The sequence below is a fragment of the Streptomyces sp. NPDC005151 genome (assembly GCF_053599875.1).
This window is the reverse complement of record NZ_JBSFYR010000152.1, coordinates 1-10,624: the sequence shown is the minus strand read 5'-3', so window position 1 is coordinate 10,624 and position 10,624 is coordinate 1. Positions and strand designations below refer to the sequence as shown.

Below are 10,624 nucleotides of genomic sequence, written 5' to 3'. Positions count from 1 at the left end.
CGCGATGAAAGCGACCACCGCTGCCGAACTCGCAGCCATCGCCGGACACCAGCCACTACCCGATCAAACCAAGTAGTTATTAATCGACAGCCCCCAGGATCCCCAGACCAATCGATCCACTGCGAAACACCCTGCCCGGCAACCGCTACGGATGGTCACCGTCGTTGACTCCCTGATTCCCCCGGAGTCCGATTCTCTGCGTCCGGCACGTGCGGCCCCGTTTAACGCGATCTGGCGGCAGGACCGAGAGATCCTTGAATCAGCAGTGGACTCGAAGGCGGGTGGATCAGCCATGGACACACCGACGAGCATGCCTCGTGACTCCCTCACCTCCGCCGCGGCTCTTGCCGTGGCAGCTCCGGATGGGACGCTGACCAGCTGGAGCACCGGTGCGGAACAGTTGCTCGGGTACTCCGCCGGTGAGGCCGTCGGCCGGCTCGCGGCGGCGCTACTTTCATCGCCCCTCCCCGTCGGCGTTCGTGAGCGTTTGGGTCGGCAGGAGGACTGGACCGGGCGGGTGGTACTCCGCCACCGGGACGGCAGCGCGGTCGAGTGCCGGTTGCGGGCGCGTCCGCTGCCCACGGGTGACGGGCGAGCCAGTTGGCTACTGGAGGGCGTCCCGGTGGAGGAGGAGGTGGACCGCGCCACGGACCCTCTGCTCTGCTGGTCGTTCGACCAGTCGCCGTTCGCCCTGACGATCTACGACTCCGAGGGCCGGTTCCTGCGGGTCAACGAGCCCATGAGCAAGCAGCTCGCCGCCTCGGAGCGGGATCTTCGCGGCCTCCGGATCACCGAGCACATGCCCGATCCCGCCTTCCGGGTCCCCGAGCAGTCCGTCGATCGCGTGTTGCGGACCGGTGAGCCCGAGCACATCGAGATGTACGTCAAGGTGCCAGGAGAACCCCAAGCGCATGCCTGGATCACCCACTTCACCCCGCTCAAGGACTCCCTCGGGCTGGTGCACGGCGTGCAGTTGGCCGCCCTCGACTTCTCCGAGCAGTACGCGGCCCGCGAACGCCTGGCGCTGCTCAATGAGGCCAGCAGGCGTATCGGCAGCAGCCTGGACGTGACCCGCACCGCCCAGGAACTGGCCGACGTGGCCGTGCCCGCCCTCGCGGACTACGTCTTGGTCGATCTCCTCGACCCCGTGCTGCACGGCGACGAGCCTCCGCCGGTTCCCATCCACGGTCCCTTGCTGCTGCGGCGCGTGGCCGTCTGCCCCCGCGTGAAGGCTGCCGTTGCGGTCGGCGGGTTGTCCCGCTACCCGGAGATTTCGCCGGTGGCTCGCTGCCTGGCCACCGGTCGCGGCACCGTGCACCAGATCGGCGAGCCCGAGATCACCCGCTGGCTGGCCCAAGCCCCGGACAGATCCGCCTGGGTGAGTCGGCACCGCGCGCACTCGCTGATGGCGGTGCCGCTGCGCGGCCGCGGCACCAACCTCGGCGTCGTGCTCTTCTTCCGTCTGGATCCGTCCGCCGCGCCGTACAAGCAGGACGACCTGCAGATCGCCGAGGAACTTGTGGCGCGCGCCGCAGTCTGCCTAGACAACGCCCGCCGCTACACGCGCGAACACACCACGACTCTGGCCCTCCAGCACAGCCTTCTGCCGCAGGGGATTCCCGATCAGACCGCTGTCGACGTAGCCAGCCGCTATTTGCCCGCAGACTCGAAGGTCGGTGTCGGCGGTGACTGGTTCGATGTGATCCCACTCTCCGGCGCCCGCGTTGCCCTCGTTGTCGGCGATGTGGTCGGTCACGGGATCCATGCCTCCGCCGCCATGGGGCGCCTTCGCACCGCCGTACGCGCCCTCGCCGACGTCGATCTGGCCCCGGACGAGCTGCTTGCGCATCTGGACGACCTGGTCGTCCGGCTCGGATCCGGGCCCGAGTCCGGAGCTGAGCCGCCCTTCGGAGAACTCGGAGCCACCTGCCTGTACGCGGTCTACGACCCCATCTCCCGCAAGTGCTCGCTCGCCAGCGCCGGCCACCTCTGGCCCGTTCTGGTGACCCCTGACGGCAAGGTGGACGTCCTCGAACTGCCCACCGGCCCACCGCTCGGCCTGGGCGGGCTGCCATTCGAATCCGTTGAACGCGAACTGCCCGAAGGCAGCCTCCTGTCCCTCTATACCGACGGCCTTGTCCTGGCGCGCCATCGCGATGTCGACGCCGGCCTGCACGCCCTTCGCACGGCCCTCGCCGACGCGGCTCCGTCGTTGGAGACCACCTGCGACCGCGTGCTCCATGCTCTGCTCGCCGAGCAGCCCGCCGATGATGTCGCGCTGCTCATCGCCCGTACCCGCGCCCTGGACAGCGGGCACGTCGCCGTCTGGGATCTTCCCGCCGATCCGGCCTTTGTGGCCGAAGCCCGCTCTCAGGCGACCGCCCAACTCCACACCTGGGGGCTGGACGACCTGGCCTACGTCACCGAACTCGTGGTCAGCGAGCTGGTGACCAACGCGATCCGCTACGCTGCCGCGCCCATTCAGCTGCGGCTGATCAAGGAAAGAACACTGATCTGCGAGGTCTCCGACGCCAGCAGCACCGCACCGCACCTGCGCCGTGCCCGCATCTTTGACGAGGGCGGACGAGGCCTCATGCTGGTCGCCCAGCTCACCGAGCGCTGGGGAATGCGGCATACGGGCACAGGCAAGACCATCTGGGCCGAGCAACCGTTCCTTGGCAGTGAGCGGAAGTGAGTCCGCGCACTGGCGCGCCCCGAACGGTCGGCGACAGACATGCGCCGCAGTCTTCCACGAAAGCCTGACAGAGCCCGCGTCAGGGCCGCGGGAGAGCCTCAAACAATGAGCACGTTCACCGGCTCTGTCGCTGATCTTGTGACGCTGGGGCCGCTTGATCGCTGACACCGGGCGTCCTCCAGCAACTGGCAGCCGGCGGCAGTCAGCTCGGTGGACCGCTTGTTCCTGGTGAACAGCTGTGCGCGCAACTCTTGCTCCAGGGCCCGGATCTGCCGGGAGAGCACCGGTTGCGTGACGTGCAGCTGCTCGGCAGCCCGGCCGAAGTGCAACTCCTCGGCCACGGCCACGAAGTAGCGCAGCTTGCGCAGGTCGACATCAGCGGCATCCCCTCCGGTACGGACGCCCCGCCCTCAAGCCAGTGCCTCCGGGCCGGGCCGGACGGTGAAGCAGACCGGCACCACGCTGTTCTGCGGGTGCGGGAACGGCGGCCAGTGGATCGGAATCGCGGTGATACCGAGTTCGGTGACCGGGTTGCCGTTGGCGTCACGGACCACGGAACCCTTGGGGATCCGCACCTCGAGACCGGGGATCCCTGATCCTTGGCCACTTGCCACTGCAGTTTGACGACGCCCCGCTACAAGCCCGAATTGGCATAGCATCGTCGAGACCGCGATCCCCATGTGCCAGGAGGCACCGTGAGCACGCTCGTCAACCGGCCGAACACCGCCCTGCTCGTCATAGACGTACAGAACGGCGTCGTGAGGGAGGCGCACTCCCGGGACGGTATCGTTGCCAACATCGGCACCCTGGTCGACAAGGCGCGCGCCGCTGACATCGACGTTGTCTGGGTCCAGCACAACAGCGACGAGCTGCCCCGGGACAGCGAGAGCTGGCAGTACGTACCCGAACTCGTGCGGCGCGATTCCGAGCCCCTGGTGCAGAAGGCGTACGCCGACTCCTTCGAAGAGACCGACCTGGAATCGGTGCTCGCCGCGCGCGGCATCAGCCGGCTCTTCGTCGTCGGCGCGCAGACCGACGCGTGCATCCGCTCGACGCTCCACGGCGCGATCACCCGCGGCTACGACGCCACGCTGGTCGGCGACGCCCACACCACGGAGGACTTGTCGCAGTACGGAGCGCCGACGCCCGCCAAGGTCATCGCCCACACGAACCTGTACTGGAAATACCACACGGCTCCCGGCCGGACCGCGGGCACGGTCCACACCGAGGACGTCGACTTCGCTGTGAACTCCAGCACCTGAGACGGGGCACGGCCGACGGCGAGCGAACGCCCCGCAAAGCCCTCTTCCTGCGACCCCGGCCACGCTCTCGGCGATGTGAACCGGGAGAGACCACCGACATGGGTTTCGTCCTGACCGGCGGCCAATCGGCCTGGTGGCAGGGCCGGACGAGCAGCTCTTCTTCCGCTGGACGAAGAGCTGACGATGCGGCCTGCTGCTGACTGTTCGGTGACAACAACCCTGCTTCGGTGACAGCTGTCGTGTTGCGGCACATCTGGGCAGGCCTGCCGAGGCGCGCCCCGGATGAGAGTTGCACCCGCGAATTCATCCAGCCGAAGTACAGGATTGCAGCTGACAAGCCACTGACACCCCGAAGGACGATCGGGAATTCACACACCGCGGCCCGCCAGGAGAACTGGCGGGCCGCGGCTGCTTCATCGCCCGTAAGTGATCAGGGCTGCGGAAGCTCCGTGAAGAAGGGGCGGTCCGGCGCGAAGTTCTGGGAACAGATCGCCATCTCCTCCCCCTGAGATAGGACAACATCCATGCGTTGAACGTCATCTCGTACTCGTCGTACAGGCACTCGTCCCGCTCGATCACACCGATGACCCAACGGTCCGCGTCATCACGGGGAACCCAGAAGTACGCCTTCTCGCTCGACGCCGAGTGAGCCCATGGAAACAGCTCCCCCAGCCCGGTGCCGAACGGATACGGCGGGAGCAGCTCCTCCGGGATTTCAGCCCAGAGTTCGGGCTCTTCTCGGATCCGCTCGCCCAGGTCGAACCACCGCGTCGCCGGGTGGAATGCCGTCAGCTGATTGTTGATCAGCACCGTGCCGTAGGCGTCGACGAACATCCGGTAGTCCCCCGGGAAGCGAAACCCGAACTCCCGCTCCAGATCGACCCACGGCTGCGGGTCGGTCCACCCTGCCGCTCGGCAGGCCCCCCATCGTCACGATCACGCTCGACGAGGGGGGCGGCCGGGCCAGCTGCGCCCTCACCGACCGCTCCACCGAGCCCTTCCGGATGCTCGGCGTCACCTGATCCGACCCGGCGGCCGTGCTCGACGGCTCGGTCCAGGTCCGCACCCGCAACAGCGGGATCAGCGCGTGAACCGACTGGCGCACGCGAACTCGACCTCCACGCACAGGAGTCGGGCCTTTAGCGGCCGCTAATCCTTTCAGCTTCCGGGTCTGCCCGGCGGCCTGTGTGCGCTGCGGGCTCCCGACGCCACCGACCAGGAGTAGGGCACGCGTCGGACGCCGGCTCCGGTGAGCTTGGACGCTCCCCGAAATCGGCCGTCCGCGGCGCTGGGGTCTGGACGACCGGCGACGGGCCGAAGGCGCTGTTCGACGCGGCGGCCGGGTGGCTGCGCGAGGGTCGGGTGCCGCTGCCGGGCGTGAGCCGCCTGGCCCGGCTGGTGGGCAACGTGCGGGAGGCGGCGAACCAGCGGGGGCGGTCGGCGGGCATCCACGACTACGAAATGGCTTCTGCAACGACGACGTACAGCGTCACTGTGGCGAAGAAGGGGCTCGTGGCGAGATGATCGAGCCATCCCTGCGCTGCCGGGTCGGACAGGTAGCCCGCAGTTACCGCACGCTCGGTGTTGCGTTGAAGGCCTAGGACCTGGTCCGCGGCCCGAACATCACGAAAGACCGACGTGACCGGGACGACGGTCGGTACCGAGAACCCCGCGTCCAGCGCGAGCCGGGGCAGTTGACGGCCGATGACCCCGTTGCGCACCACCTTATCCGTGACGTGGCGGGTGTAAGCACGCGAGACCTCGATGTCGGGGTAGTCGACGGCCAGCGAATCCCAGTCGGGTTCGCCCATGACAAGTCTGCCGCCCGGGCGCAGTACACGCCGGGCCTCTGCGAGCGCCTGGGCCGGGTCCGCCACGTGCTGGAGCACACGGTCGGTCCGGGCACGGTCGATGCTGCCGTCCTCGAAAGGAAGCGTGTGGAGGTCGCCCAGTTCCACCTCGACCGCGGGGAGGTCTCCCGTGCGCCCGTGCGCTTGCTCGACCATCTCCTGGCTGCTGTCGATGCCGATCACCCTCCCCGACGGGCTGACCGCCCTGGCGAGCACGCTCAGATCCGTACCCGGTCCGCAGCCCAGGTCGAGTGCGATTTCGCCGGGCCGGGCATCCAGTGCGTCGAGCATGACGCTCTTGTAGGAACGAGCCAGGTCCGTCGCGGCCAGTCGGTCGAGGTAACCGATCTCATCAGGAACAGCACTCTCGAATACGCGCCCGGACACGCGGGCCATGAAGCGCGCCTCTCGCTCAAGCAGCTCCCGCCCGACGCGTGTAAGGCGGACCGGGCGTTGGCGGCCCTTTCCCTCCAGGGGCTCCACCAGATGCTTCGCCTCCAGACGGGCCAAGGCTCCGTAGAGGCTGCCGGGCCCGAGGCGATGACCGGAGACCTGCTCGATCGCCGCGTTGATGGCGTATCCGTGCAGCGGTCCGTCGGTCAGTGCGCACAGCACAAGCATCTGGGCGTCGTTGGTGCGCATGGCTGCTCCAGCTGCGATCGGCTTCCGGGATGCGTTCCTATGATGCTACACAGCACGTACTACGCGACACGTAGTATGCCCGTGGCGGTGCACGACGGACGCTGGCGACATCCGCTGCGCACGTCCCCGACCTGGCTCACCCGGGCCGGTACTGCGGACGAGGCCGGACACCGCGACAAGCCGACTTCTGCAACGCGTCAAGAACTCGCACCTCCTCCCCGGGCACCACGCGAAAGGCCTCACGATGCGCACTGCCGATCTCTTTTACGCCTTGTATGCCCGTCGGCTGCGTCGGCAGGCCGCAGCCGGGGCGCTGCCCGAGCACATCGGGCTGATCATGGACGGGAATCGCCGGTGGGCCCGTCAGATGGGCATGACCAACCCGAGCCTCGGCCATCGGTACGGTGCCGAGCACGTCAAGAACGTGCTGTCCTGGTGTGAGGCGGCCGACATCAAACATGTGACGGTTTTCGTCTGCTCCACGGAGAACTTGCAGCGCCGCGGCGACGTCGAGGTGTCTTTCCTCATGCAGGTGATCGAGCAGGTGATGGCAGCTCATCTCGCTCGCCCTGGGGCCCGCTGGCAGGTGCGGATCGCAGGAACCCTCGACGCCCTTCCTGACTCCACGGCGCAGGCTCTCAAGGAAGCGGCGGAGGCGACGCGTGACTGCGCCACCGGATCACACGTGACCCTCGCCATCGGTTACGGCGGAAGACAGGAAGTGATCGACGCCGTGCGCGAACTGCTCTACGAACAGGCAGCAGCCGGGCTCACCCTCGAAGACCTGGCAGCGTGCCTGACGATGAACGACATCACCCGCCACCTGTACACGGCTGGACAACCAGACCCAGACCTCGTTATCCGCACCAGCGGAGAACAGCGCATGTCGAACTTCCTGCTGTGGCAAAGCGCCTACTCGGAACTGTACTTCTGCGAGGCCTACTGGCCCGCCTTCCGAGAGATCGACTTCCTGCGCGCCTTGCGCAGTTACTCCGACCGGCAACGTCGCTATGGCGCATGAGCGGCGTGAGCAGCCTCGCCTGCCAAGATCCGACGATCACCTGCTGCTGTTGCCCGGCGCAAGCAAGCTGGTGAGTTCGGCGATCGCCTCGGGAGACGGCTTGAAGTAGCGGCGGACGTTCTCCGGCTTCTTGCGCCGGGACTTGGCCATCAGCATCAGCAGGCTCGTCCCCTGCTCGCCTAGGTGGGTGAGGCCGGAGTGACGGTATTCGTGCAGGTCCCAGCCGGTGCCGGGCACACCGCGGATCGCGGTGTGGGCGTCGAGCAGCGCGCGGGCCTGGCCGTACGACAGCCGGGCCAGGCCGGTGTCCGGGCAGACATCGCGCGGGTTGACGACCTTCCCTGGGCCGGGTTTCCGGTGGGTGACGAACACCAGCCCGCGCGTACGGCCCTTCAGCAGCCGGGGCAGGAGCCGGGCGATCAAAAAGGTGGACACGAGATCGGGCAGCACCTCGGGCTTGTCTCATGGGCCACACGGTGGCCCGGTGCGCCAGCGCCATCGGATCAGGCCCGCAGGTACGTGAGGACGGCCAGCACCCTGCGATGGGTCTCGTCCGCCGGAGGCAGATCCAGCTTGGTGAGGATGCTGCTGATGTGCTTGCCGATAGCAGCCTCGGAGACCACCAGCTCCTTTGCGATAGCCCCGTTGGACTTACCCTCCGCGATCAGCGTCAGCACCTGGCGCTCGCGCGGCGTGAGCCGCTGAAGCGGATCGCGGCGGCGGCGCAGCAGCTGGCGTACCACCTCGGGGTCGACCACCGTCCCACCGTCCGCGACCTCGTGCAGGGCGTCGACGAACTCCTCGACCTGGCCGACGCGGTCCTTCAGCAGGTAGCCAACTCCCGAGCCGTCACCGGAGTCCAAGAGCTCGGAGGCGTACGTCCGCTGCACGTACTGACTGAGGACCAGGACCGGCAGCGTGGGCCACTGCTCGCGCAGCCGCACCGCCGCGTGCAGCCCTTCATCCTGGAAGCCGGGCGGCATGCGCACGTCCGTCACCACAACGTCAGGGACGTGCCCCTCGACCGCAGCGACCAGGGCCTCCGCGTCCCCGACGGCCGCCACCACCTCGTGACCGCAGCGGCTGAGCAGGCCGATGAGTCCTTCCCGCAGCAGCACGCTATCCTCTGCCAGTACTACGCGGAGCGATCGGCTGCATTGGTCAACTCGCAAGGAACCTCCACAAGTAACAGGGTCGGTCCGCCCGGCGGACTGGACAGGGCAAGTCTGCCATCCAGAACCGCTACCCGGTCCGCGAGACCGGTGAGTCCGCTTCCCGTCGAGGTGTCCGCACCGCCCCGGCCGTCGTCGCGTACCTGGAGGAACAGGCGGCCGTCGCGATGACCGCCGGTCACCTGCGCGCGATCGGCCCCGCTGTGCTTAGCGACGTTGGCGAGCGCTTCGCAGACCACGAAGTACGCCGCCGACTCGACCGCCTGGGGCAGTCGGCCCGGCAGTTCGAGGTCGACGTCGACGGGGACCATGGAGCGATCCGCGGCGTCGGCGACCGCGGCTTGCAGGCCGTAGTCTGCGAGGACCTTGGGGTGGATGCCGTGGATGAGCTCGCGCAGCTCCGCGAGTGCCTTACCTGCCTCCTCGTGGGCCTTGGCGAGCTGGTCGGCAAGCGGGCCGGGCGGTACGTCCAGTCGGGCCAGGCCGAGCGTCATCGTCATTGCCACCAGTCGCTGTTGGGCGCCGTCGTGCAGATCGCGCTCGATGCGGCGCCGCTCCGACTCAAAGGCATCCACCAACCGGAAGCGGGAGTTTGCCAGTTCGACCACCTTGGCGCCGAGCTCGCCCTCGCGGGAGGCGATCAGCAGCCGGGCCAGCTCGGCGCGGACGCCCGCCGCGACAGCGAGCGCGTAGCAGCACAGGCCCATGAGGAGCAGGCCCAGCACGGCGACGCCGAACGCGGTCGGCCACGTGGTGACCGTCCACTGCTTCAGCACCTTCGCCTCGTGGCCGTCGCCGACCGTGGCCATCAGCAACGGGGTGGCGACCATGGACAGCGGGAAGAGCAGGGCGACCGTGATCACCAGGGCGTCGACCGGCCACAGCAGCCCGGCGAACAGCAGCGTGTACCCGAGTTCCCGCCAGGTCGCCTGCTCTCGCAGGCGGGTGGTCAACCAGATCCACAGTCCCGGCGCGGCCGGCTCCTGGTGCTGGCCGGACGCCGGATCGTGGTCGATCAGGCGCAGCCTGCGCCGCTCCACCCAGGCCACCGGGATCCCGCTGAGGGCGACCACGACGAGCAGGGGAAGCCCCACCACGACGATGGCGAGCGCCCCGCAGACGGCTGCCACCGTCACGATCGCCACCAGGACGGCGACGCCAGTCACCGCGCCGGTAAGCAGGTACGCGATGGAACGCCAGGGCCAGGCCGACAGCAGGAAGCCCGGCCGGGACATGGCCTGCCACACATTCCGAGGGTGCATGGGGAACACCGTAGGAGGGTGAACCCGCCCGGTGCCATCGGTCCAGGGCGTGGATCGGGGGTAGGGCCAGCCCCACCGCCATATCGGACCAGGAGGTCACGGGCCCGGCAGCGGGCCGAACGGCAAGCCCGCCCGGACGGACGATCTGGTCTACAGGTAACGGACCCGGACGGCGGGCCGGAAGCTGCTGATCCTGTTGGACGATGCAGCGAACGAGCTGCAGATGGACCCCCTGCTGTCGGCCACGCCCGACGCCGCCGTCCTGGTGACGAGCCGCAACCGGCTCTCTGCGGTCCCCGGTTCGTGGACCGTGGCGCTGGATCCCATGGGTGCCGACGCGTCGCTGGCCCTGCTCGCCGCGATCGCCGGAGGCGGCCGGACCGCCGCGGAGCCCGGGGCGGCCCACGCCGTCGTCGAGGCCTGCGGACGGCTGCCGCTCGCGCTGCGGGCAGCCTCCGTCCGGCTCGCCGCCCGGCCGCACTGGCCGATGAGACGGCTCGCGCGCCGCCTGGCCGATCCGGCCTCTCTCCTTGCGGAGTTGCGAGTGGGCTCGCTCGACGTACGGCGGACGATGACTGCGGCACTACAGCAACGTCCGCTGTTGGAGCTGGAGTCAATCTGTCGACTAGAAGACTGCTGAAAATCTTTTGCGTTCTGGCCCCGGACCGGCAGGTCCGGGGCCAGTCTTGTGAGCATGCAGGGGGAATGGGCTGGGGAGAT

9 protein-coding genes and 2 pseudogenes are annotated in these 10,624 nt (G+C 68.4%); 4 read left to right on the top strand and 7 right to left on the bottom strand.

Going from position 1 to position 10,624, the window contains the following annotated elements; genetic code table 11:
• Nucleotides 1-310: 310 nt before the first annotated feature.
• Nucleotides 311-2,695 carry a SpoIIE family protein phosphatase gene (locus ACWD6R_RS38150; RefSeq protein ID WP_451822953.1) on the top strand — a complete coding sequence of 795 codons (2,385 nt, stop codon included), beginning with the start codon at nucleotides 311-313 and terminating at the stop codon, nucleotides 2,693-2,695.
• A gap of 170 nt (nucleotides 2,696-2,865) precedes the next feature.
• On the opposite strand, the pseudogene ACWD6R_RS38145 reads toward ACWD6R_RS38150, so the two are convergent.
• Nucleotides 2,866-3,063, bottom strand: a pseudogene (locus ACWD6R_RS38145) (LysR family transcriptional regulator); the annotation flags it as partial.
• A 42-nt stretch (nucleotides 3,064-3,105) separates the two neighbouring features.
• Nucleotides 3,106-3,270, bottom strand: coding sequence for a hypothetical protein (locus ACWD6R_RS38140; protein ID WP_451822952.1), 165 nt, complete (start codon nucleotides 3,268-3,270; stop codon nucleotides 3,106-3,108).
• Nucleotides 3,271-3,390: 120 nt separating this feature from the next.
• Here ACWD6R_RS38140 and ACWD6R_RS38135 point away from each other — a divergent pair, with 120 nt between their 5' ends.
• Nucleotides 3,391-3,957 carry a cysteine hydrolase family protein gene (locus ACWD6R_RS38135; protein WP_451822951.1) on the top strand — a complete coding sequence of 189 codons (567 nt, stop codon included), beginning with the start codon at nucleotides 3,391-3,393 and terminating at the stop codon, nucleotides 3,955-3,957.
• A gap of 303 nt (nucleotides 3,958-4,260) precedes the next feature.
• Here the strand turns inward: ACWD6R_RS38135 and ACWD6R_RS38130 are convergent, their stop codons facing one another.
• Both ACWD6R_RS38130 and ACWD6R_RS38125 read right to left on the bottom strand, forming a co-directional pair.
• Complete coding sequence (locus tag ACWD6R_RS38130; RefSeq protein ID WP_451822950.1) at nucleotides 4,261-4,791, bottom strand: SMI1/KNR4 family protein; 531 nt, start codon at nucleotides 4,789-4,791, stop codon at nucleotides 4,261-4,263.
• A gap of 620 nt (nucleotides 4,792-5,411) precedes the next feature.
• On the bottom strand, nucleotides 5,412-6,449 hold the full coding sequence (locus ACWD6R_RS38125) for a methyltransferase domain-containing protein (RefSeq protein ID WP_451822949.1): 1,038 nt from the start codon (nucleotides 6,447-6,449) through the stop codon (nucleotides 5,412-5,414).
• A gap of 244 nt (nucleotides 6,450-6,693) precedes the next feature.
• Between ACWD6R_RS38125 and uppS the strand changes: the two genes are divergently transcribed.
• The gene (gene uppS, locus ACWD6R_RS38120; protein WP_451822948.1) at nucleotides 6,694-7,470 is read left to right on the top strand and encodes a polyprenyl diphosphate synthase; all 777 of its coding nucleotides are present in this window, start codon (nucleotides 6,694-6,696) and stop codon (nucleotides 7,468-7,470) included.
• A gap of 36 nt (nucleotides 7,471-7,506) precedes the next feature.
• Here uppS and ACWD6R_RS38115 read toward each other — a convergent pair.
• From ACWD6R_RS38115 to ACWD6R_RS38105, 3 genes and pseudogenes are all read right to left on the bottom strand, one after another.
• Nucleotides 7,507-7,887, bottom strand: a pseudogene (locus ACWD6R_RS38115) (site-specific integrase); the annotation flags it as partial.
• An 86-nt stretch (nucleotides 7,888-7,973) separates the two neighbouring features.
• On the bottom strand, nucleotides 7,974-8,588 hold the full coding sequence (locus ACWD6R_RS38110) for a LuxR C-terminal-related transcriptional regulator (protein WP_451822947.1): 615 nt from the start codon (nucleotides 8,586-8,588) through the stop codon (nucleotides 7,974-7,976).
• 17 nt (nucleotides 8,589-8,605) lie between these two features.
• Complete coding sequence (locus ACWD6R_RS38105; RefSeq protein WP_451822954.1) at nucleotides 8,606-9,877, bottom strand: sensor histidine kinase; 1,272 nt, start codon at nucleotides 9,875-9,877, stop codon at nucleotides 8,606-8,608.
• A gap of 223 nt (nucleotides 9,878-10,100) precedes the next feature.
• Between ACWD6R_RS38105 and ACWD6R_RS38100 the strand changes: the two genes are divergently transcribed.
• Nucleotides 10,101-10,544: a hypothetical protein gene (locus ACWD6R_RS38100; protein WP_451822946.1), complete on the top strand. Its 444-nt coding sequence runs from the start codon at nucleotides 10,101-10,103 to the stop codon at nucleotides 10,542-10,544.
• The last annotated feature ends 80 nt before the right edge of the window (nucleotides 10,545-10,624 follow it).